The organism is Xanthobacter sp. 126 (assembly GCF_000526175.1).
Taxonomy (GTDB): Bacteria; Pseudomonadota; Alphaproteobacteria; order Rhizobiales; family Xanthobacteraceae; genus Xanthobacter; species Xanthobacter aminoxidans.
This window is the reverse complement of the sequence record NZ_JAFO01000001.1, coordinates 4,924,498-4,945,795: the sequence shown is the minus strand read 5'-3', so window position 1 is coordinate 4,945,795 and position 21,298 is coordinate 4,924,498. Positions and strand designations below refer to the sequence as shown.

At 68.6% G+C, this 21,298-nt stretch carries 18 protein-coding genes; 13 read left to right on the top strand and 5 right to left on the bottom strand.

The window, feature by feature from the left end; translation table 11 throughout:
• Window positions 1–16: 16 nt before the first annotated feature.
• From XAN126_RS0123390 to XAN126_RS0123370, 5 genes are all read left to right on the top strand, one after another.
• Window positions 17–547 carry a flavin reductase family protein gene (locus XAN126_RS0123390; protein WP_245272327.1) on the top strand — a complete coding sequence of 177 codons (531 nt, stop codon included), beginning with the start codon at window positions 17–19 and terminating at the stop codon, window positions 545–547.
• A 21-nt stretch (window positions 548–568) separates the two neighbouring features.
• Window positions 569–2,056 (top strand): 4-hydroxyphenylacetate 3-hydroxylase N-terminal domain-containing protein, encoded by a 1,488-nt coding sequence (locus tag XAN126_RS0123385; protein ID WP_024280976.1) that lies wholly within the window; start codon window positions 569–571, stop codon window positions 2,054–2,056.
• Window positions 2,057–2,082: 26 nt separating this feature from the next.
• A complete protein-coding gene (locus XAN126_RS0123380) occupies window positions 2,083–2,463 on the top strand; it encodes a hypothetical protein (protein WP_024280975.1) in 381 nt (126 codons plus the stop codon).
• Window positions 2,464–2,491: 28 nt separating this feature from the next.
• On the top strand, window positions 2,492–3,838 hold the full coding sequence (locus XAN126_RS0123375; RefSeq protein ID WP_024280974.1) for an amidase: 1,347 nt from the start codon (window positions 2,492–2,494) through the stop codon (window positions 3,836–3,838).
• A gap of 172 nt (window positions 3,839–4,010) precedes the next feature.
• Window positions 4,011–5,306, top strand: coding sequence for a PrpF domain-containing protein (locus tag XAN126_RS0123370; RefSeq protein ID WP_024280973.1), 1,296 nt, complete (start codon window positions 4,011–4,013; stop codon window positions 5,304–5,306).
• A gap of 27 nt (window positions 5,307–5,333) precedes the next feature.
• Here XAN126_RS0123370 and XAN126_RS0123365 read toward each other — a convergent pair whose 3' ends face one another.
• On the bottom strand, window positions 5,334–6,701 hold the full coding sequence (locus XAN126_RS0123365) for an ATP-binding protein (protein WP_024280972.1): 1,368 nt from the start codon (window positions 6,699–6,701) through the stop codon (window positions 5,334–5,336).
• 7 nt (window positions 6,702–6,708) lie between these two features.
• On the bottom strand, window positions 6,709–7,425 hold the full coding sequence (locus XAN126_RS0123360) for a response regulator (protein ID WP_024280971.1): 717 nt from the start codon (window positions 7,423–7,425) through the stop codon (window positions 6,709–6,711).
• A gap of 204 nt (window positions 7,426–7,629) precedes the next feature.
• Here XAN126_RS0123360 and XAN126_RS28525 point away from each other — a divergent pair, with 204 nt between their 5' ends.
• From XAN126_RS28525 to XAN126_RS0123345, 3 genes are all read left to right on the top strand, one after another.
• On the top strand, window positions 7,630–7,956 hold the full coding sequence (locus XAN126_RS28525; protein ID WP_024280970.1) for a hypothetical protein: 327 nt from the start codon (window positions 7,630–7,632) through the stop codon (window positions 7,954–7,956).
• Window positions 7,957–8,086: 130 nt separating this feature from the next.
• Window positions 8,087–8,926, top strand: a complete 840-nt coding sequence (locus tag XAN126_RS0123350) for a sterol desaturase family protein (protein WP_024280969.1) — start codon at window positions 8,087–8,089, stop codon at window positions 8,924–8,926.
• Window positions 8,927–9,079: 153 nt separating this feature from the next.
• Window positions 9,080–9,454 (top strand): hypothetical protein, encoded by a 375-nt coding sequence (locus tag XAN126_RS0123345; RefSeq protein ID WP_024280968.1) that lies wholly within the window; start codon window positions 9,080–9,082, stop codon window positions 9,452–9,454.
• Between the two features lie 68 nt (window positions 9,455–9,522).
• On the opposite strand, the gene XAN126_RS0123340 is transcribed toward XAN126_RS0123345, so the two are convergent.
• A complete protein-coding gene (locus tag XAN126_RS0123340) occupies window positions 9,523–13,224 on the bottom strand; it encodes a hydantoinase B/oxoprolinase family protein (protein ID WP_024280967.1) in 3,702 nt (1,233 codons plus the stop codon).
• A gap of 345 nt (window positions 13,225–13,569) precedes the next feature.
• On the opposite strand from XAN126_RS0123340, the gene XAN126_RS0123335 reads away from it, so the two are divergent.
• From XAN126_RS0123335 to XAN126_RS26645, 5 genes are all read left to right on the top strand, one after another.
• Window positions 13,570–14,118, top strand: coding sequence for a TRAP transporter small permease (locus XAN126_RS0123335; protein WP_024280966.1), 549 nt, complete (start codon window positions 13,570–13,572; stop codon window positions 14,116–14,118).
• Between the two features lie 3 nt (window positions 14,119–14,121).
• Window positions 14,122–15,438, top strand: a complete 1,317-nt coding sequence (locus tag XAN126_RS0123330) for a TRAP transporter large permease subunit (protein ID WP_024280965.1) — start codon at window positions 14,122–14,124, stop codon at window positions 15,436–15,438.
• 147 nt (window positions 15,439–15,585) lie between these two features.
• Window positions 15,586–16,572: a TRAP transporter substrate-binding protein gene (locus XAN126_RS0123325; RefSeq protein ID WP_024280964.1), complete on the top strand. Its 987-nt coding sequence runs from the start codon at window positions 15,586–15,588 to the stop codon at window positions 16,570–16,572.
• Window positions 16,573–16,721: 149 nt separating this feature from the next.
• Window positions 16,722–17,213 (top strand): winged helix DNA-binding protein, encoded by a 492-nt coding sequence (locus XAN126_RS0123320; protein WP_155982470.1) that lies wholly within the window; start codon window positions 16,722–16,724, stop codon window positions 17,211–17,213.
• A gap of 101 nt (window positions 17,214–17,314) precedes the next feature.
• Window positions 17,315–18,424, top strand: a complete 1,110-nt coding sequence (locus XAN126_RS26645; protein WP_024280962.1) for a hypothetical protein — start codon at window positions 17,315–17,317, stop codon at window positions 18,422–18,424.
• 22 nt (window positions 18,425–18,446) lie between these two features.
• Here the strand turns inward: XAN126_RS26645 and XAN126_RS0123310 are convergent, their stop codons facing one another.
• Complete coding sequence (locus tag XAN126_RS0123310) at window positions 18,447–20,069, bottom strand: ABC-F family ATP-binding cassette domain-containing protein (protein ID WP_024280961.1); 1,623 nt, start codon at window positions 20,067–20,069, stop codon at window positions 18,447–18,449.
• 86 nt (window positions 20,070–20,155) lie between these two features.
• On the bottom strand, window positions 20,156–21,295 hold the full coding sequence (locus XAN126_RS0123305; protein ID WP_024280960.1) for an FAD-dependent oxidoreductase: 1,140 nt from the start codon (window positions 21,293–21,295) through the stop codon (window positions 20,156–20,158).
• Window positions 21,296–21,298 lie beyond the last annotated feature (3 nt).

Genomic DNA, 21,298 nt, shown 5'->3' with positions numbered 1-21,298 from the left:
ATGTGGACATCGCCCCATGTCTTCGCCGCTCCCCATGTCTTCGCCCCGCTCTCCGAGCGTCACCGCCTTCGATCCGCGCGCCTTCCGCCAGACGCTGGGGGCGTTTGCGACCGGCGTCGCCGTGGTGGCGGCCGAGGCGGCTGACGGCACGCTCATCGGCATGACCATGAGCTCGTTCAATTCCGTCTCGCTCGACCCGCCGCTGGTGCTGTTTTCCGTTGCCCGCACGGCGCTTTCGCTGCCGGCTCTGCGGTCGGCCGCGGCTTACGGCATCTCCGTTCTCGCCCACGACCAGCAGGATCTGTCCGGCCGCTTCGCCCGTGCCCAGGGCGAGAAGTGGACCGGTGTGGACCACCTGCGCGGCCATGGCGGCGCGCCGCTGCTTGCCGGTGCGGCAGCGCATCTGGAGTGCGTGCCCCACGCCATCCATGACGGCGGCGATCACGAAGTTTTCATTGCACGCGTCGTCGCCCATCGCTCGGCCGTGGCCGAGCCGCTTATCTTCCATGCCGGACGCTACCGCACGCTCGCGGCCGTCGCCGGCTGAACCGAACTTGAGGACCATGCCATGATCAAGACCGGTGCCGAGCATATCGAGAGCCTGAAGGACGGCCGGGAAATCTTCATCGAAGGCCAGCGCGTGGGCGATGCCACCACCCATCACGCCTTCCGCCGCTCCATCGCCTCGGTCGGGAAGATGTTCGACTTCCACAGCGCCCCGGAAAACCGGGAGCTGATGACCTTCGAGACCGATACCGGCACCCGCGCCAACCGCATCTGGCAGCTTCCGACCAGCTATGAGGAGCTGAAGACCCGCCGCCGCGGCCTCGAGGCCTGGACCGAGCTGCATGGCGGCTTCCTCGGCCGCGCGCCGGATCACGTCGCCTCCTGCATCTCCGGCATGTATATGGGCCTCGACCAGTTCGAGCTCTACGACCCGGCCCGCGCCCGCGCGCTTTCGGACTATTACCGCTACGCCCGCGACAACGACCTCTATCTCACCTACGTCATCATCAACCCGCAGGCCGACCGCTCCAAGAATGCGGCCGAGCAGGCCGACCCCTTCCTCTCCGCCGCCGTCGTGGACGAGGACACCTCGGGCATTACCGTGCGCGGCGCCAAGATGCTGGCCACCGGCGGCATCATGGCCAACGAGGTGTTCGTCACCTGCATCCAGCCCCTGCAGAAGGGCGAGGAGCCCTATGCGCTCTCCTTCTGCATCCCGATGAATGCGAAGGGCCTGAAGATCCTCTCCCGCAAGTCCTATGAGGCGGCCTCGCCCAGCGTGTTCGACAACCCGCTGTCGAGCCGCTTCGACGAGAACGACGCGGTGCTCTATTTCGATGACGTGAAGGTGCCGTGGGACCGCATCTTCATCGCTCGCGACATCGCCATGACGAACAAGCAGTTCCACGCGACGCCGGCCCACGTCTACCAGAACTACCAGGCGCAGATCCGCCTCTCGGTGAAGCTGAAGTTCCTGCTCGGCATCGCCCGCCGCATCACCGAGGTGAACGGCACCACCAATTTCCCGCAGGTGCGCGAGACGCTCGGCCAGCTCGCCGCCGAGGCCGCTATGGTGGATGCCTTCGTCGCCGCCATGGAGGCCAAGGGCAGCTATTACGGCCCCTATTTCGTGCCCGACCGCCACACCCTCTATGCCGCGCAGACGCTGGCCCAGCAGCTCTACGGCAAGTTCATCACCACCCTGCGCGAACTCGCTGGCGGCGGCATGATCATGCTGCCCTCTTCGGTGCACGACTACGAGAACGCCGAGCTGGCCCGCCTCATCGGCAAGACCCAGCAGTCGCCGGCCGCGAGCGCCGAGGAGAAGGTGAAGTTCTACAAGCTCGCCTGGGATGCGGTGGGCTCGGAATTCGCCTCGCGCCATGCGCAGTACGAGATGTTCTATGCGGGCGCCTCCTTCGTGGTGAAGGGCCATTCCTTCCGCACCTATGACTGGGCGGGGGCGGAAAAGCTGCTCGCCGACATGCTCTCCTCCTACGCCCTCTCTGACGAGGTGAAGCCCTTCGCCGCCGCCCGCGCGGCCGAGTGACCTGAGATCCACCGGAAGACACAGCCATGGCGATCAACAAGATCCACGACGAGTTCCATACCCTGGACCTGACCACCGGGTGGGAAGTGCCCCCCGGCTATCCCTCCGGCATCCAGCAGAAGATCCTCGCCGGCGCCCTCGACGAGGAGAACCGCGCCGGCTCGCGCTCGCGTCTCCTGAGGTTCGAGCCCGGCGTGTTCACCACCAAGCCGTTCGTGCACGAATACTGGGAAGAGGTGTTCCTCGTCTCCGGCGACCTCACGGTCGGCAATGACGACAAGGGCGAGGGCGGCGAGAGCTTCGCGCCCTTCACCTATGCGGTGCGTCCCCCGGGCGCCGTGCATGGGCCGTTCAAGTCGGATAAAGGCTGCATCCTGTTCGAAATCCATTATTTCGATCCGGCCTGATTCCTCTCCCTTTCTGGACCCGCGCCCCATGCAGCCCACCCTTGCCGCCCTCGCCGATGATCTCGCCTCCGGCCGCACCACGGCGCGGGCGCTGGTGGAGGACTGCATCGCCCGGATCGATGACCCGGACGGGGAGGGCGGGCGCGCCTTCGTGCGGGTGAACCGGGAGGCGGCCCGCGCGGCCGCCGATGCGCAGGACCTGCTGCGCAGGGCGGGGGCCGCGCCCTCGCCCTTCGCCGGCATCCCCGTCGGGGTGAAGGACCTGTTCGACGTGGCCGGCGAGGTCACGGCGGCGGGCTCAAAGGTGCTGCGCGATTCTCCCCCGGCGAAGGCGGATGCCCCCGCCGTGGCGCGCCTGCGCCGGGCCGGCTTCGTGCTCGTCGGCCGCAACACCATGACCGAGTTCGCCTATTCCGGCCTCGGCATGAACCCCCATACCGGCAACCCCGCCGCCCCGTTCGAGCGGGCGACGACGCCGCGCGTCTCCGGCGGCTCCTCTTCCGGCGGCGCGGTGGCGGTGGCGGATGGCATGGCCCATGCGGCGCTCGGCACCGACACTGGCGGGTCCTGCCGCATCCCGGCGGCCTTCTGCGGCCTCGTCGGCTTCAAGCCCACCGCCCGCCGCGTGCCGCGCGACGGAGCGTTCCCGCTCTCCACGACGCTCGATTCCATCGGCCCCATCGCCCGCTCGGTGGCCTGCTGCGCGGCGCTCGATGCCATCCTTTCGGGCGGTGACGCGCCGCTGCCGGCGCGTCCGGTCGCGGGCCTTCGCCTTCTGGTGCCGACCACGGTCGCCCTCGACGGGCTGGATGCGCCGGTGGCCGCCGCCTTCGAGGCCGCGCTGGAGCGTCTCGCCAGGGCCGGCGCGCACATCGTTTCCGCACCCTTCCCCGAGTTCGGCGAGATCGCCACCCTCAATGCCAAGGGCGGCTTCGCCGCGGCCGAGTCCTATGCGGTCCACCGCCGCCTGCTGGCCGAGAAGGGCGAGGGCTACGACCCGCGCGTCTCCGTGCGCGTCCGTCGCGGCTCCGAGCAGTCGGCGGCGGATTATGTGGAGCTGGTCGCCGCCCGCGCCGGCCTCGTCGCCCGCGCCGCCGCGCGGCTCGCCGGCTTCGACGCTCTCGCCCTGCCCACCGTCGCCATCGCCCCGCCGCGCATCGCCGACCTTCTGACCGACGACGACGCCTATGGCCGCGCCAATCTCATGGCCCTGCGCAACCCGACCCTCATCAACATGATCGACGGCTGCGCCATCTCCCTCCCCCTCACCGGGGAAGGCGGCCTGCCCGCCGGCCTCATGCTGGCCGGCGCGCCGGGGACGGATGCCGCCCTCTTTTCCGTGGCCGCCGGCGTCGAGGCGGCGCTGAAGGACTGAACGACCGTCCCGCAAGGGGGACGATCGCCTGATCGCGCCCGCTCGTGATGACCTATGTCAACGCAGCCGTCCTGGAGGTGCCGCAAGCTTTGCAGCGGTTCACCGGGTCTCCGTTCGGAGGCCGAGATCAGGGACGCGATCGCCCGATGTGGCGGCGCGGCGGGCGGGCGCCATGGGCTTGTTTCACTTCGATCGCAATCTCGAGCAGACGCTGGCCCCCATCACCCTGATCCGGGGTGGCAGCAGCCGGGGGTTCTATTTCGAAGGGCGCAACGTCCCCCTGCCGGGCCAGGGGCTTGAAGAGTTCCTGCTGGCCGTGCGCGGCTCCCCCGACCCGATGGGCATGGATGGTCTCGGCGGCAACACCATCCTGCAGTCGAAGACCGCCATCGTGCAGCCCTCCACACGCGAGGGCGCCGATGTGGACTACACCTTCGTGCAGATCTTTCCCGACCAGCCGGCGACCGTCACCTACAAGATGAACTGCGGCAACATCTCGGCCGGGGTGCCGGTGTTCGCCCTGATGAAGAACATGATCCCGGGCGTCCGGGACGGCCGCCTCACCGTGCGCGCCTATTCGACCAACACGCAGAAGATGATGTACATGACCCTCGACGTGGCCAACGGCGAGGCGCTGGTGGATGGCCAGACCGCCATCGGCGGAGTGCCGGGGACGGGCGCGGAAATTCTGGTGGACTTCCGCGATCAGGGCGGCGGTTTCACCGGCCGGACCTTTCCCACCGGCAATCTGGTGGACACCGTCGTGTTGAGCGACGGCAGCAAGATCGATGTCACCATCGTCGACATGGTGAATATCTGCGGCTTCTTCCGGGCCGAGGACTTCGGGCTGGGCTGCACGGGACTGGAACTGCCCTCGCCCACCGGAGCGGTGCTGACGCCGCCCGGCATGCTCGCCCGCCTCACCGAGCTGCGGCTGAAGATCGCCCAGTTGATCGGCTGGAACCAGTACACGATCGACACCATCGGCAAGGCGACGCTGCCCTTCGCCGTCTCGGTCGCCGCGCCCGCGACCTACACGGACCTCGACGGGCATGAGGTGAAGGCCGAGACGGTGGATGTCGTCGCGCGCTTCTATCTTGAATCGATCATGCATTCGGCGGCGCCGGGGAGCGGGTCCACCTGCCTCGCGGCCGCCGCGGCCATCCCCGGGACCGTGCCCAACCAGGCCCTGCGCGACGGCGCGCTGAAGGCGGGGAAGGGCGGGAGCCTGACGCTCGGCCATCCCAGCGGCACCTTCGCATTGAAGACCAGCCCCATTCTGGGCGCCGACCGGACCGCCGCCACCTTCTCCGAACTGAGCTTTCCGCGCACCGCGCGGATCATCTGCGACGGCACGGTCTACATCAAGGTCAACCGCCCGTCGGAACAGACGGCCTGGTCGGTCGCCGACGATCTCGACGCGGCCTCCTATTTCCTGAGGGGCGAGGACATTTCGGTGCAGCGGTGAGCGGGTTCGCCCCAGGCTCGGACCGGTTCAGGGCGTGCCTTCCTTCACGCCCGGCTTCGGCAGCCGCACGGTGAGGCGCGCGCCGCCGCCGGGGCGGTCGTCGATGGTGACGCGGCCGCCATGCCCCTCGGCGATCTGGCGCACGATGGTGAGCCCGAGCCCGGCGCCGCCGCTGTCGCGGTTGCGCGAGGGCTCCAGCCGGTAGAAGGGCTCGAACACCGTCTCCCGCTCGCCCGCGGGAATGCCCGGCCCGCGATCCTCCACCACGAGGTCCACCGCGTCGCCGCGATCCTGAAGCGTGATGTCCGCGCACGCGCCATAGGCGATGGCGTTCCCGACGAGATTGGCGAGCACGCGGGCGAGCGCGCCGCGATTGCCGGCGACCACCCGCTCCGCGTCGGCGCCATGGAGCGTGACGGCCGCGCCCTGCGCCCGGCGCGTCTCGCACTCGGCTCGCGCCAGCGCGGCGAGGTCCACGGTCTCCCCTGAGGCGGGGGCGAAGGAGGCGCGGGCGAAGGCAAGGGCGTCGTCCACCAGCGCCTGCATGCCGTCGAGGTCGGCGCGGGCCTTCTCCACCTGGTCGCCGGGCGGCATCAGCTCCAGCCGCAGCCGCAGGCGCGTGAGATAGGTGCGCAGATCGTGGCTGATGGCCCCCAGCACCAAAGTGCGCATGCGCACCAGCTCCGAGATGCGGGCCTGCATGGCGTTCACCGTGCGGATCACCAGCCGCATGTCGGCGGCGCCGCGCTCCTTCACATGCGAGGGCTGGAGCTGGGCGCCGAACCGCTCCACCGCCGCCGCGAGGTCGGAGAGGGGGCGGGTCTCCCGGCGCACCGCGAGCAGGGCGGCGAGGGCCACGAGGAAGCCGAGGATGCCGCCGAGAAACCCCACCGGCAGGCCGAGGAAGCGCACCGTCACGTCGCCTCCGGCCACGATCTCCAGATAGCTGCCGTCGGCCAGCGCAAAGGCCACGGTGAGCCTTGCGCCGCGCAGGTCGCGCAGGCGCTCGACGAGGCCGTGGGGGTGATCGTCCCCGGCGAGGGAAAGCGCGATGAAGCGGTCCGGCGGCAGTCCCGTGAGCAGCCGGAGCCGGCGCTCGGCAAAGCCCAGCAGGCGCGGCGTCTCGATGTCCGGTTTCTCGGCCCGGATGGCGACGAGGAAGCCCGGACCGGCGGTCGCGCGCACGGCGAGATCGCGCTCGCCGGGGGGCAGCCGATCGAGCAACTGCGCCAGCGCGGCGATCCGCTGCATCACCACCAGGACGGCGACGGGCGAGGAGGATCGCTGGCGCTCCAGCACATAGGCGGCGAGCATCAGCACCTGCACCGCCAAAAGGCCGGCGACGACGATCAACGCCAGCCGCGTGCCGAGCCCGAACCGGCGGTGACGGCGCATCGCCGGATCAGAGCTGGCGGACATCGACGGTGAGCAGATAGCCGCCATTGCGGACGGTTTTGATGAGAAGGGCCGCCTCTTCCGAAACGGCGGAGAGCTTGCGCCTCAGCCGGCTGATCGAGACATCGATGGTGCGGTCGAACGGGTCGGCCGAGCGCCCGCGGGTCCAGTCCAGAAGCTGGTCGCGGGAGAGCACGCGCTTCGGCCGTTCCAGGAAGCAGGCGAGCAGCTCGAACTCCGCCGAGGTGAGGTCGAGAAGGGGGCCGTGGGCCTCGGCGACGCTGCGGGCGTCGAGATCGGCCACGAAGCCGGCGAAGGTGACGCGGCGGTTGCGCGCCGCGGGCTCCGCCAGCGTCCCGTCCGCCCGGCGCAGCACGGCCCGGATGCGGGCGAGCAGCTCGCGCGGGTTGAACGGCTTCGGCAGATAGTCGTCGGCGCCCATCTCCAGCCCGACGATGCGGTCCACATCGTCGCCCTTGGCGGTGAGCATGAGGATGGGCATCCCGCCCCGCGCCCGGAGGCGGCGGCAGATGGAAAGCCCGTCCTCGCCCGGCAGCATGAGGTCGAGGATCACCATGTCCGGCCGAGCGCTGGCGAGGATGCGATCCATGGCGACGCCATCCTCCGCCGCCAGCACGCCATAGCCCTCGCGGCCGAGGAAGTCCGCGAGCAGGGCGCGGATCTCGCGGTCGTCCTCGACGATGAGCAGCGTGCGCGGGGCCAAAAGCGGGTCTCCAAGGGGTGGGGTCTCGGCTGGGACGGGGCGAGTTTCGCCGGAGGGGCGCCCGCCATCAATGCGCGGCCGTGTGGAGGATACAAAACGTTACAGCACCTCACTGGGACGAAAAGGCGATGCAACGGGCCGCCGTCACGCTCTCACCATCGCAACCGGCCATGCCCTCCGGGATGGCTCCTGAGTGAGACCGAGATGCCCAGCCTGATCCCCTTCTCCCGTTCCGCCGCCATCCTCACCGTCGCCGGGTTCGCCATGCTTTCGGGCATCGGCGAGGCGGCCGCCTGGACGCGCACCGGCAGCACCACCACGCCGCGCGGCACCTACAACAGCTCGGGCACCGGCGGCTGCGCGGGCGGCACCTGCAGCCGCGCCTCCACCGTCACCGGCCCCGCCGGCGGCACGGCTTCCCATACCGGCAGCGTCACCCGCACCTCCCCTGGCACCTATTCCTACCAGGGTTCGAGCACCGGCCCGGCCGGCAACGGCGTGAGCCGGTCCGGCACGGTGAGCCGCTACTGACCTGATCTCCCGATCCGGGCCGTGAAGGCTCGGAAAGCCGGGTCGCGGCCTCCGCCCCAGGTCGCGGCCCGGCTGACCGCTCGGGGGGGCGAGGCGGCGGGGCAGGGGGGCTCCACACGGGACCATCGTTATGTTCGGCATTCTCGCCACAGGCACCGCCGTGCCCCATCCGCTCGCCTTCGCGCTGATCGCGCTCGCCCTGATGCTGGTGGAATACCTGTTCCGCAGGCTCAACCATCACGACAGCTACGATCCGCGGGAGACAGCCGCCTCCCTCGCCATCGCCGTCGGTCACAAGGTGATCGACGCGTTCACCGTGGGGATCGTCGCGGCGCCGGTGTTCTTCGTCTCCGGCCACCGGCTGTTCGACATCCCCATGAGCGGTGCCGCGGCCTGGATCGCGCTCTTCCTCGGGGTGGAGCTGAGCTACTATGTCCACCACTTCGCCATGCACAAGGTGCGCTGGCTGTGGGCGACCCATGCCGTCCATCACTCCGCCACCCGCCTCAACCTCTCGGCGGCGGTGAGGCTCGGCTGGGGCGGGCATCTCACCGGCGGGTTCGTGTTCTACCTGCCGCTGGTGCTGATCGGCTTCCCGCCTTTGGCGGTGTTCGGCATGCTGGGAGCGAGCCTCGTCTACCAGTTCTTCCTCCACCTCGCCGCGCCGCCCCATCTCGGGCTGCTGGAATGGGTGCTGAACACGCCCCGCCACCATCAGGTGCACCACGCGGCCAACAGCGCGGTGCTCGACCGCAATTTCGGCGGCGTACTGATCATCTTCGACCGGGTGTTCGGCACTTTCGCCGAGGCGCCGAAGGGCGAGCCGCTGGTGTTCGGCGTGGCCGGTGTGGAATCGAGCCTGAACCCCATCCGAATCGTCTCGAATGCCTGGGTGGACATGTACCGGCAGTGGGGTGTCAGCAGGGGATTCAGGGCCCGCCTGCGCCTCCTGTTCGGGCCGCCGGGCTGAGTGGGTATCAAGGTAGGTGGAGATTTGCGTGGAATGCATTTCTGGAATGCGGAAAATATGCGTGCTGCATCGCAACAAGTCCGCTATGGTGCACCACAGCTAAAGCGCACCGAGATCTTGGCCGCGGGCCGCACGGAGCGCAGCGAGGCTGACATGAAGAACATCCTCCTCGCCGGCGTTGCCGGCCTCCTTTCCGCGACCTCTGTGATCGCGGCCGCCCCTGCCTTCGCTGGCGAGACCCTCCCCGCCGAGCGTCAGGCCATCGTGACCAATCTGGGTGGCAAGGCTTCCGCCGTCACCTATTTTGTTCGTAATACCAAGGGTTACCAGGTGGTGACCACCCTCGACGCCGCCGGCGAGCCCGGTGCTGCGCCGGCCGTGGTCCGCGTGTCCACCGTGCTCCAGCAGCCCGGCGACGAGCAGATCGTCTCCCTCCCCGGCCCGGTCGGCCGCGATGGCACCTCGCTGCGCATCGTGCGCGTCGGCGACGCCATCCAGGTGGAAAAGGTCGGCGCGCTCGCCTACTGACATTTTGCCGCACCGCAGCGAAAAGGCGCCCGTCGGGCGCCTTTTTTGTTGGCTGTGGGAGGATTTGATTACCTCTCCCTCAGCTTCGCATCGCCATATCCGCCTCCCGTCGGAGTGACGATGATGACCGCCTCGCCTTCCTCCAGCACCTTCTGGTCGCAGCCCTGAAGGACCTCGGTGGAGCCATCCAGCCGGCGCACAAATCCTTCTCCCAACTGGCCTTTTTCCCCTCCGTCGACGCCGAACGGGTGGATGCGGCGGTGGGAGGAGAGTAGGGCGCAGTCCATCCTCTCAAGGAAGCGGATGCGCCGGTAAGTCCCTGATCCCGCATGCCAACGCCCCCGCCCGCCGGAGCCGGGGCGGATGTGAAAGTCTTCCAGCAGAACGGGAAAACGCGTCTCCAGCACCTCCGGATCGGTGAGGCGGGAATTGGTCATGTGCACATGCACGCCATCCGTCCCGTCAAAGCCGGGGCCGGCGGGGGAGCCGGAGCAGATGGTCTCGTAATACTGGTAGACGTCGTTGCCGAAGGTGAGGTTGTTCATGGTGCCCTGGGAGGCGGACATGGCCTTCAGCGCGCCGAACAGGCAGTTGGTAACTGCCTGCGATGTCTCAACATTTCCCGCCACCACCGCAGCCGGATAGACCGGCGACAGCATGCAGCCCTCCGGCACCACGATGCGGATGGGGCGCAGGCAGCCCGCATTCATGGGGATCTCGTCCTCCACCATGACGCGGAACACATAGAGCACCGCGGCGCGGGTGACGGGGGCGGGGGCGTTGAAATTGGTGGGCTGCTGGGGCGAGGTGCCGGTGAAATCCACCGTCGCTTCGCGCTTCTCCTTGTCCACCGAGATCTTGACATTAATGACGGTGCCCTGGTCCATCTCGTAATGGAAGGAGCAGTCGTCAAGACGATCGAGAACGTGGCGGACGCTTTCAGCCGCATTATCCTGCACGTGCCCCATATAGGCCTGAACGACATCCAGTCCGAACGTGTCGATCATCTTCAGAAGTTCGCGCACGCCCTTCTCGTTGGCGGCGATCTGCGCCTTGAGATCTGCGATATTCTGTACCGGATTGCGTGCCGGATAGCGCGCGGAGGTGAGCAGATCGCGCAGTTCGGCCTCGCGGAAGGTGCCTTCCGCGACCAACTTGAAGTTGTCGATATAAACGCCTTCTTCCTCGATATGGGTGGCCAGCGGGCTCATGGAGCCGGGGGCGACGCCGCCCACGTCCGCATGGTGTCCCCGGGAGGCGACCCAGAACAGGATGGCTTTTCCGGCGTCGTCGAAAACCGGCGTTACCACTGTAATATCAGGCAGATGCGTCCCACCGTTGTAGGGGGCGTTGAGGGCGAAGACGTCGCCGGGGCGGATGTTTCCGGCGTTCTCGCGGATGACCGTTTCCACCGAGCGGTCCATGGAGCCGAGGTGGACCGGCATGTGCGGGGCGTTGGCGACGAGATCGCCCTCGGCGGAGAAGACGGCGCAGGAAAAGTCCAGTCTTTCCTTGATGTTGACGGAGTAGGCGGTGTTCTGGAGGGTCACGCCCATCTGCTCGGCGATGGACATGAAGAGATTGTTGAAGACCTCCAGCATCACCGGGTCGGCATGGGTGCCAACGGCTTCTGAACGCAGGAGTTTTTCCGTCCGGGTGAGGATCAGGTGGTTCTTGGCCGAGACCTCCGCCCGCCAGCCCTTCTCCACCACCACCGTCTGGTTCGGCTCGATGACGATGGCCGGACCCTGCAAGCCCATGCCGGGCCTGAAGTTTTCCCGCTTCACCACGGGCGCGTCATGCCATGCGCCGCGGGCGAAAAAGCGGGTTTGGGAGGTATCCGAAGGGGTGCCTGCATCAAGCGGAAGGTCAGGCTCGGCGATGCCGGCGCCGCCACCCGCCGAAATCACCTCAAGCGCTTCCACCACAACGGTTTTTTCCGGCGAGACGAAGCCAAACTGGGCCCGGTGCTTGGTCTCGAACTCGGCGGTCATCGACGCGATGTCGGCGAGCTGAACCGGGAGTGCAGTATCGGTTCCACCATATCTCAGGTGGGCTTTCGCCTCTGTCAGGATCGAGTCAGTCAGGATGCCCTGCGCAGCCAGTTCGGCACAGGTGGCGGCGGCCAGTTCGGCCTTCAGCTCAACCAGTCCGGGAATGACGGTTGCGGCCATCTCCTCCCCCACCGCGCGGGTGCGCTGGGCGCGGACGGAAGCGAGGCCCATGCCATAGGCGGAGAGGAGGCCGGAGAATGGGTGCAGCAGCACCTTGGTCATTCCCAGCGCGTCGGCGACGAGGCAGGCGTGCTGGCCGCCGGCGCCGCCGAAGCAGTTCAGGGCGTAGCGGGTGACGTCATAGCCGCGCTCCACCGAGATCTTCTTGATGGCGTTGGCCATGTTCTCCACCGCGATGGTGACAAAGCCGTCCGCCACCTCCTCGGGGGAGCGGCCGCCACCGATCTCCTCGGCCAGCGCCGAGAACTTCCGGCGCACCACCTCGGCGTCCAGCGGCTGGTCCTGGGCGGGGCCGAAGATTTTCGGGAAGTAATCCGGGATCAGCTTGCCCAGCATCACGTTGGCGTCGGTGACGGCCAGCGGCCCGCCGCGGCGATAGCAGGCGGGGCCGGGATTGGCGCCGGCGGAATCCGGGCCGACGCGGAAGCGCGCGCCATCATAATGCAGGATGGAGCCGCCGCCCGCGGCCACCGTGTGGATGCGCATCATGGGGGCGCGGATGCGCACGCCCGCAACCTCCGTGTCGAAGGCGGTCTCCAGTTCTCCGTCATAGTGGCAGACATCGGTGGAGGTGCCGCCCATGTCGAAGCCGATGATGCGGTCGAAGCCCGCCAGCGCCCCGGTCTCCGCCGCGCCCACCACGCCGCCAGCCGGGCCGGAGAGGAGGGCGTCCTTGCCCTGGAACAGATCGGCGGCGGTGAGGCCGCCCGAGGACATCATGAACATCAGGCGGATGGCCTCGCCCTCCGCTTTGCGCCCGCCGGACAGCTCGTCCGCCACCTGCCGCACATACCGGCGCAGGATGGGGGAGAGATAGGCGTCGGCCACCGTGGTGTCGCCGCGCCCTACCAGCTTGATGAGGGGCGAGACCTCGTGGGAGACGGACACCTGCGGGAAGCCGATCTCCCGCGCCAGCGCCGCCACCTGCTGCTCGTGCTCGGGAAAGCGGTAGCCGTGCATGAAGACGATGGCCACCGCCGCGATGCCGTCCGCCTTCGCCTGCTCCAGCGCGGCGCGTACGGTGGCAAGGTCAGGGGCGGCCTCCACCGTGCCATCGGCGCGGACCCGCTCGTCCACCTCCAGCACGCTCTCGAACAGCATGTCCGGCAGCACGATCTTCTTGGCGAAGATCTTCGGCCGCGCCTGATAGCCGATCCTGAGCGCGTCCCTGAAGCCGCGGGTGGTGACGAGCAGGGTGCGGTCGCCCTTGCGCTCCAGAAGGGCATTGGTGGCGACCGTGGTGCCCATCTTCACGGCAGAAACGAGCCCCGGCGGGATCGCCGCGCCGGGAGAAAGGTCCAGAATTTCGCGGATGCCGTGCACCGCGGCGTCGCGATAGGCCTCCGGATTTTCCGACAGCACCTTGTGGGCGACGAGACTGCCATCCGGCTTGCGGCCGACGATATCGGTGAAGGTGCCGCCCCGGTCGATCCAGAATTCCCAAGGTGCAGGGGAGGGTGCGGAGGCGGACGGAGAGGGGGCCGCCGCAGCTTCGGCTTCGGCGGCTGCGCTCGTCTTCACATCGTCGCTCGACATCGGCCCCGTTTCCCGTCTGGATGGTGGCTGGCGGGGTTGGCAGGCTTCCTGCTCCCCTGTTTCGGACGCAGCGAGGGCGCGCCCGCGAGGCACGATGCCCCGCTCAGGAATAAGGAAGTCACGAGGCCGATAAAACGTCAACAATTTGTTGACGAAATATCGAAGGCGGGAGAACATCCCTTCAAGAGCGCCTGAATGCCGGGTCTTCGTGCCGGGCAGAACAATGGCGCCGGTCTCCAGAGGGGTTCCGATGACCAGCGAAGAATTCCGTCACCGAACGGGGGCCGCGCGGATCTGCGCCCAGGTCCCGGCTTACACCCCGGCGCGCACCCCGGGGGCGCCGCGATGATCCGCAAGCTGCTCGATGGCCTTTATTTCGCGTCCGGCGTGGTGGCCGCTGGGTTTCTCATCATCATCTTCCTGTTGATGATGGGCCTGTCGGTGGGCCGGCAGTTCGGCATCAACATTCCCTCCGGCGATGACTTCGCCGCCTGGTCCATGGCCGCCATGGCCTTCCTCGGTCTCGCCCACACGTTCCGCTATGGCGAGATGATCCGTGTCGGCCTGCTGCTGGAGCAGCTCACCGGGCGGCGGCGGCAGGCGCTGGAATTGTTCGCGCTCGTCGTCGCCATCGCCTTCCTCGCCTATTTCACCTGGAACGCCGGGCGCCTCACCTATGATTCCTGGCGCTTCGACGACATGTCCCAGGGCGTCGTCGCGGTGCCGCTGTGGATCCCCCAGACGGGGTACGCCGCCGGCCTCGCCATTCTGCTGATCGCCATGGTGGACGAGTTCGTGAACGTCGCCCGCGGCAATCGCCCCCGCTACGAGAAGGAACCCGTCTCCTCGCCCGAGGAACTGGTGGAGCGCATCGCATCGGGAGGCGGCGTCTGAGCCATGCCGCACCTCGATCTCATCCAGCTTTCGCTGGTCCTCCTCGTCTTCCTCATCGCCATTCTCGCCTCCGGCGTGTGGATTGCCCTCGGGCTGGGACTCGTCGGCCTGCTGGCCATGGTGCTCACCACGCCGGTGCCCATCGGCCAGGTGCTCGCCACCACGGTGTGGAGCGCCAGCGCCTCGTGGACCCTCGCCGCCTTGCCCCTCTTCATCTGGATGGGCGAGATCCTGTTCCGCACCCGATTGTCGGAAGAGATGTTCCGGGGTCTTGCCCCGTGGCTGCAGTGGCTGCCGGGCCGGCTGCTGCATGTGAACGTGATCGGCTGCGGCATCTTCGCGGCGGTGTCGGGCTCCTCGGCCGCCACCTGCGCCACCATCGGCAAGATCGCCTTGCCGGAGCTGGACAAGCGCGGATACGACAAGGGCATGAGCCTGGGCTCGCTGGCCGGCTCCGGCACGCTCGGCCTGCTCATCCCGCCGTCCATTCCCATGGTGGTCTATGCGGTGACGGCCAACGTCTCCGTGCTGCAGGTGTTCCTGGCGGGCTTCCTGCCGGGCCTGCTCGTGATGGGGCTCTATTCGGGCTACATCATGCTGTGGTCGCTGCTCAATCCCAGCCGCACGCCGCCGCGCGACCCGCACATGCCGTTCGCCGAGAAGCTCCGGCAGTCGGCGCGGCTCGTGCCCTGCCTGCTGCTCATCGCGGCGGTGTTCCTGTCGCTGGTGCTGGGCATCGCCACCGCCACCGAGTGCGCCGCATGGGGCGTCACCGGGGCGCTGGCGCTGGCGTGGTGGAGCGGCACGCTCACCTGGAAGACGCTGGTCGAAAGCGTGATGAGTGCCACGCGGCTCAGCTGCATGATCATGCTCATCATCGCGGGCGCCGCCTTCACCACCGCGGCCATGGCCTATACGGGCATTCCCGTCGCCCTGGCGGAGTGGGTGCAGGGGCTGAACCTCACCCCCGGCAAGCTCGCCCTCGCGCTGACCGTGATGTACATCATCCTCGGCTGCCTCGTGGACGGCATCTCCATGATCGTGCTCACCGCGGTCATCGTGCTGCCCATGGTGAAGCAGGCGGGTTTCGACCTCGTGTGGTTCGGCGTCTACCTCGTCATCCACGTGGAGATGGCGCAGATCACCCCGCCGGTGGGCTTCAACCTGTTCGTGCTGCAGAACATGAGCGGGCGCGATACCTTCTCGGTGGCGAAAGCGGCATTTCCCTTCTTCATTCTCCTCAACATCGCGGTCATCATCATCACCACGTTTCCGGAGATCGCCCTGGTGCTGCCGCGCTGGGTGTTCCCGGGCGGCTGATGCCGCAGTTCGGGCGTTTCCGCGCGGGCCTTCGGCAAAGCCCGCGCGGCACATGAGCGTAACGCAGCGGCGAAGGTCGCAGACCCGCGCCGCTGCGATGAGGGCAACACGTTCGAGACCTTCCCAGGAACCAGAGAGAGACCAGATATGGCGCCTTTCCGCACCCTTGCTCCCGCGCTCCTCGCCGCCGGCCTCGCCGCTCTGGCGAGCACCGCGCCCGCCGCCGCGCAGACCAAGTGGAACCTCGCCTCGGCCTATCCGGCCGACAATTTCCACACCGAGAACATCGCCCAGTTCGCCAAGGACGTGGAGGCGGCCAGCGGTGGCAAGCTCGCCGTGACGCTCCAGCCCAACGCGGTGCTGTTCAAGGCGCCCGAGATCAAGCGCGCCGTCGCCACCGGGCAGGTGCAGGCGGGCGAGGTGCTCCTCTCCATCCACGAGAATGAGGACCCGATCTTCGGCATCGACGTGGTGCCCTTCCTCGCCACCTCCTACGACGCGTCGAAGAAGCTGTGGGATGCCTCCCGCCCCGCGGTGGAGAAGAAGCTCGCGGCGCAGGGCATCAAGGTGCTCTACGCGGTGCCGTGGCCGCCCCAGGGCCTGTTCTCCAAGAACGCCGTCGCCAAGGTGGATGACCTGAAGGGCGCCAAGTGGCGGGCCTACAACGCCGGCACCTCGCGCATCGGCGAGGCGGTGGGCGCCCAGTCCGTCACCGTGCAGCAGGCGGAACTGGCGCAGGCGCTCGCCACTGGCGTCGTCAACGCCCTCATCACCTCGTCCGCCACCGGCAACGACGTGAAGATCTGGGAGAGCATCCCCTATTTCTACGACATCCAGGCCTGGCTGCCGAAGAACGTCGTCTTCGTGAACCAGGCCGCCTTCGACGCCCTCGACAAGCCGACCCAGGAGGCGGTTCTGAAGGCTGCCGCCGCCGCCGAGGCCCGCGGCTGGAAGCTCTCCGAGGAGAAGACCAAGGCCTATATGGACATCCTCGCCGCCAAGGGCATGAAGGTCGCCCCGCCCTCGCCCGAGCTGAAGGCCGGCTTCGAGAAGATCGGCGGAACCCTCACCGAGGCGTGGCTCGCCAAGGCCGGCCCGGCGGGCCAGGAGATCATCGCCACCTACAAGAAGTGAAGGTGCGGGCCGGGGGCGGGCCGTACCGCCCCCGGTCCTCCAACCAGGACCGTCTCGTCAGGATCGATCCCGTGACCAAGGACACCCCCAAAAAGGCTGGCGAGAGCAAGGCCGCCGAGGGCGCAGCCCGTCGCAAGGCCGGCCCCTCCATCGTCTCCTCCGCCCATCTCGCGGACGGGGCGCTGCCGGCGCTGTCGGAGTTCGAGTTCGGGCTCAACATGCTCACCCACGCCTACGGCCGCTGGATGGTGCGCTGCATGGCGGCGGCCGGCGTCCCGGACCTGTCCGCGCTGGACGTTCTGATCCTGCACCACGTGGTCCATCGCGACCGGCCGAAGACCATCGCCGACCTCTGCCTCGTGCTCGACGTGGAGGATACCCACCTCGTCACCTATGCAGCGAAGAAGCTGCAGGGCCTCGGCCTCGTGGAAGGTGGCCGCCGCGGCAAGGAGAAGACGCTGGCCGCGAGCGACACCGGCCGCGCCGTCTGCGCGCGCTATCGCGAGGTGCGTGAGGCGCTGCTCGCCGATGCGGTGGCCGCGACCGGCATCGATCCGGCCCGGCTTTCCGAGATCGCCTCGCTGATGCGCACCCTCTCCGGCCACTACGATCAGGCCGCCCGCGCGGCCGCGTCGCTCTGAAGCCGGCTTAGAATCTCCTCCACCGGCCATGGTGCGCCGGGGGCGTTCGGCTATGATAGGCCGTCGCCCCCACCCGGACCGCAAAGGACGGACCGCGCCTCATGTGGCTTGACGATCTGCGTCCCTTCCGTCCCGCAGCGGCCGACCCGTTCCCCTGCGCGACCGAGGAGGCCTATCGCGCATTCGGGCTGGCGAGCGGCACGGTGTGCGATACGGTGCCGGCCAGCCTCCCGTTCGGCCGGCTGCGGCTGTTCTCGCGGCAGCATGCCCGCGATGGCGTGGCCCCCGCCCGGAATGTTCTGGTGGTGGCGCCCATCGCCGGCGGCTTCCCGTTCCTGATGCGCGACCTCGTTGCCGCGCTGTTGCCCGCGGCCGGACGGGTCGGCATCACCGAATGGCCCAATGCGCGCTATCTCCCGCTCGGCGCCGGCCGCTTCGGCTTCGCCGAGAACTGCCTGGAGACGGCGCAGATGGCCCGCGCGCTGGCGGTGACGGGGCCGGTGCATATCGTCGGCGTCTGCCAGGGCGCGCTGCCCGCCTTCGCCGCCGCCTGCCTGCTGGCGGAGGAAGGCCTGCCGGTGGCGAGCCTCGGCCTGATGGGCGGGCCCATGGACCCCGCGCGCAATCCCACCCGCCTGTGGAAGATGCTGCAGGAGCGCTCGCTGGAGGCGCTGGAGGCGCAGGTGATGGAGGAGGTGCCGCAGGGCCTGCCCGGCGCCGGGCGCCGCGTATTCCCGGCGTGGCGGCAGATCGACACCTTCGCCCTCTACCTCTGGCGGCAGTCCATCACCGGCGGGGAGCTGCCCATGCGCCTGCTGTTCGACGATGGCGACGATCCGCTGTGCTTTCCGCTCTCCCGGCTGTGCTGGACCATGATGGACGTGCCGGCCGAATTCTTCATGGAGAACGTCTCCACCATCTTCCGCGACAATGCGCTCGCCCATGGCACGCTGGAGATCGCCGGATACAGGGTGCGGGCCGAGGCACTGCGCGGGGCGCTGCTGACCGTCGAGGGCACGGACGACGACATCTCCGCCCCCGGCCAGACCGAGGCGGCGCACGATCTGTGCCGCGCCGTGCCGGATGCCCTGCGCCGCCACGTCAGCGTCGCGGGCGCCGGCCATTTCGGCCTGTTCTACGGCCGCAGGATGCGCGCCACCGTGGTGCCGGCGCTGATCGAGGTGATGGAGGCGGGCGAGCGGGCGCTGTGAGCGCCCCGCTGCCCGCAGTTCCTCAGTTCCGCAGGCCCGGGGCTTCCTGACCGGTGCGGGCGACATATTCCGTGTAGCCGCCATTGTACTGGTGGATGCCGTCCTGCGTCAGCTCCAGCACCCGGTTGGAGAGGGCGGCGAGGAAGTGCCGGTCATGGGAGACGAACAGCATCGTCCCCTCGTAATCGGCCAGCGCCGCCACCAGCATTTCCTTGGTGGCCATGTCGAGATGGTTGGTGGGCTCGTCCAGCACCAGGAAATTGGGCGGGTCGAACAGCATCTTGGCCATCACGAGGCGCGCCTTCTCGCCGCCGGAGAGCACGCGGCAGCGCTTTTCCGCGTCGTCGCCGGAGAAGCCGAAGCAGCCGGCGAGGGTGCGCAGGGCGCCCTGTCCGGCCTGCGGGAAGGCGTCCTCCAGCGTCTCGAACACGGTGCGCTCGCCTTCCAGCAGGTCCATGGCGTGCTGGGCGAAATAGCCCATCTTCACGCTGGCGCCGACATTGACCGTGCCGTCGTCCGGCGTGGTGGAGCCGGCGATGAGCTTGAGCAAAGTGGACTTTCCGGCGCCGTTGACGCCCATCACGCACCAGCGCTCGCGGCGGCGGATGTGGAAGTCCAGCCCCTCGTAGATAACCTTGCTGCCGTAGCTTTTATGGACGCCCTTGAGGCTCGCCACGTCCTCGCCGGAGCGGGGCGCGGGGGCGAACTCGAAGGCCACCGCCTCGCGGCGGCGGGGCGGCTCCACCCGGTCGATCTTCTCCAGCTTCTTCACCCGGCTCTGCACCTGCGCGGCGTGGGAGGCGCGGGCCTTGAAGCGCTCGATGAAGGCGATCTCCTTGGCCAGCATGGCCTGCTGGCGCTCGTACTGCGCCTGCTGCTGCTTCTCGTTCATCGCCCGCTGTCCGGCGTAGAACTCATAGTCGCCGGAATAGGAATTGAGGCTGCCGGTGTCGATCTCGACGATCTTGTTGACGATGCGGTTCATGAAGGCGCGGTCGTGCGACGTCATCATCAGCGCGCCGTCGAAGCCCTTGAGGAAGCTTTCCAGCCAGATCAGGCTCTCGATGTCGAGATGGTTGGAGGGCTCGTCGAGCAGCATCACGTCCGGCCGCATGAGGAGGATGCGGGCGAGCGCCACGCGCATCTTCCAGCCGCCGGAGAGCTTGCCCACGTCGCCGTCCATCATCTCCTGGGAGAAGCCGAGGCCGGCGAGAACCTCCGCCGCGCGGCCCTCCAGCGCATAGCCGCCCAGCTCCTCGAAGCGGCCCTGCACCTCGCCGTAACGCTCGACGAGGGCATCCATCTCGTCCATGCGGTCGGGATCGCCCAGCGCCGCCTCGATCTCCTTCAGCTCGGCCGCGACGGTGCTGACCGGGCCGGCGCCGTCCATCACCTCGGCGAGGGCCGAGCGGCCGGACATCTCGCCCACGTCCTGGCTGAAATAGCCGATGGTGATGCCGCGATCGGCCGAGACCTGGCCCTCGTCCGGCGTCTCCTGCCCGGTCATCATGCGGAACAAGGTGGTCTTGCCGGCACCGTTGGGGCCGACGAGGCCCACCTTCTCGCCCTTCAGCAGCGCCGCCGACGCCTCGATGAAGACGAGCTGCCGGCCGTTCTGCTTGCTGATGTTGTCGAGGCGGATCATGGGAAAAGGGCACCCGGGGCTATGGGGATCGTTCGTCCCGGGGGCTTAATGCATCTTTGTGCGGTGCGAAAGGGGCGGCACCCGCCTCAGGCGGCGCGATAGGCGCGCAGGTAATGGGCCTCGAACATCCGCTTCACATGGTGCAGCGGGCCGAGCCGGGGCAAGGCGAAGTTGCGCCGCGTGTCGCGGAACACCAGCATCCCCGCATCCAGCGTATCGACGATGCAGACGAGTTCCGGCCGGAAGGTCTCCCGCTCCGGCCGGCCGGCGAGGGCGGCGACGATGTTGCGGGCGGCGGCGCGGGCCTGGAGGTCGGCCTGGTGGGCCTGCTTGGGCATCCAGTCCGGGCCGGGGAAAGAGCCGGCGTCGCCCGCCACGTAGACATCATCGAGGCCCTGCACCGCGCAGGTGGCATCGGCCGCGATGAAGCCACCGGGCGAGAGCGGCAGGCAGCTTTCGGCCAGCCAGGCCGGCCCGGTGAGGCCGGGCGTGAAGAGGATCAGGTCGGCGGGAATCTCGCCGCCTTCTGTCACCACCCTGTCGGGCGCGAAACTGAGCGGCTTGTGGCCGAGGTGGGTCTTGATGCCGCGCCGCTCCATCTCCTTCAGGAGTCCGCCGACGGCCTTGGCGCCGAGGCGCTGGCCGGGCTGGGTGGAGGCGTTGAAGAAGACCAGATCCACCGCCTCCCGCCGCCCTTGCCGGCGCAGCAGGGTGTCGAGGCCGAACAGGAATTCGAACATGGGCCCGCCGCGCACCGCCGAGGGCTCCTGCGGATTGGCGCCAAACCCCACGGCAATGGTGCCCCGTTCGAGGGCGGCGAGGCGCAGGCGCAGGGCGTCCGCCACGGCGATACCCTCGCAGGGGATGAAGGCGTTCTCGATGCCCGGCAGCTTGCGGATGTAGCGGCCGCCGGTGGCGATCAGCAGTACGTCGGTCTCGATGACGCCGCCGCTGGTGTGAACCCGTCGCCCGCCGTCCGTCACCTGCTCCACGGTGGCGGGGATGTGGCGGACACCGTGGCGGGCGAAGAAGCCTGCGAGGGGGATCGTCAGGTCCTCCGCCCGCCGCAGCCCCGCCGGCACCCAGATGAGGCTCGGCAGGTAGGTGAGCACGGGGGCGGGCGACACCACCGTGATGTCCGCGCCGACGCGTCGGCGTCGCAGCTCGCGCACGGCGGTCAGCGCCGCGAAGCCGGAGCCCAGGATGACGATGCGCGGCGTGGACATGGC

Coding starts and splice junctions, on each gene's coding strand:
- XAN126_RS0123310 (WP_024280961.1), bottom strand. CDS start 20,069: ATGATCCGCCTCGACAACATCAGCAAGCAGAACGGCCGGCAGCTCGTC.
- XAN126_RS26645 (WP_024280962.1), top strand. CDS start 17,315: ATGTGGCTTGACGATCTGCGTCCCTTCCGTCCCGCAGCGGCCGACCCG.
- XAN126_RS0123390 (WP_245272327.1), top strand. CDS start 17: ATGTCTTCGCCGCTCCCCATGTCTTCGCCCCGCTCTCCGAGCGTCACC.
- XAN126_RS0123340 (WP_024280967.1), bottom strand. CDS start 13,224: ATGTCGAGCGACGATGTGAAGACGAGCGCAGCCGCCGAAGCCGAAGCT.
- XAN126_RS0123375 (WP_024280974.1), top strand. CDS start 2,492: ATGCAGCCCACCCTTGCCGCCCTCGCCGATGATCTCGCCTCCGGCCGC.
- XAN126_RS0123345 (WP_024280968.1), top strand. CDS start 9,080: ATGAAGAACATCCTCCTCGCCGGCGTTGCCGGCCTCCTTTCCGCGACC.
- XAN126_RS0123325 (WP_024280964.1), top strand. CDS start 15,586: ATGGCGCCTTTCCGCACCCTTGCTCCCGCGCTCCTCGCCGCCGGCCTC.
- XAN126_RS0123330 (WP_024280965.1), top strand. CDS start 14,122: ATGCCGCACCTCGATCTCATCCAGCTTTCGCTGGTCCTCCTCGTCTTC.
- XAN126_RS0123385 (WP_024280976.1), top strand. CDS start 569: ATGATCAAGACCGGTGCCGAGCATATCGAGAGCCTGAAGGACGGCCGG.
- XAN126_RS0123380 (WP_024280975.1), top strand. CDS start 2,083: ATGGCGATCAACAAGATCCACGACGAGTTCCATACCCTGGACCTGACC.
- XAN126_RS0123305 (WP_024280960.1), bottom strand. CDS start 21,295: ATGTCCACGCCGCGCATCGTCATCCTGGGCTCCGGCTTCGCGGCGCTG.
- XAN126_RS0123365 (WP_024280972.1), bottom strand. CDS start 6,701: ATGCGCCGTCACCGCCGGTTCGGGCTCGGCACGCGGCTGGCGTTGATC.
- XAN126_RS0123370 (WP_024280973.1), top strand. CDS start 4,011: ATGGGCTTGTTTCACTTCGATCGCAATCTCGAGCAGACGCTGGCCCCC.
- XAN126_RS0123335 (WP_024280966.1), top strand. CDS start 13,570: ATGATCCGCAAGCTGCTCGATGGCCTTTATTTCGCGTCCGGCGTGGTG.
- XAN126_RS0123350 (WP_024280969.1), top strand. CDS start 8,087: ATGTTCGGCATTCTCGCCACAGGCACCGCCGTGCCCCATCCGCTCGCC.
- XAN126_RS28525 (WP_024280970.1), top strand. CDS start 7,630: ATGCCCAGCCTGATCCCCTTCTCCCGTTCCGCCGCCATCCTCACCGTC.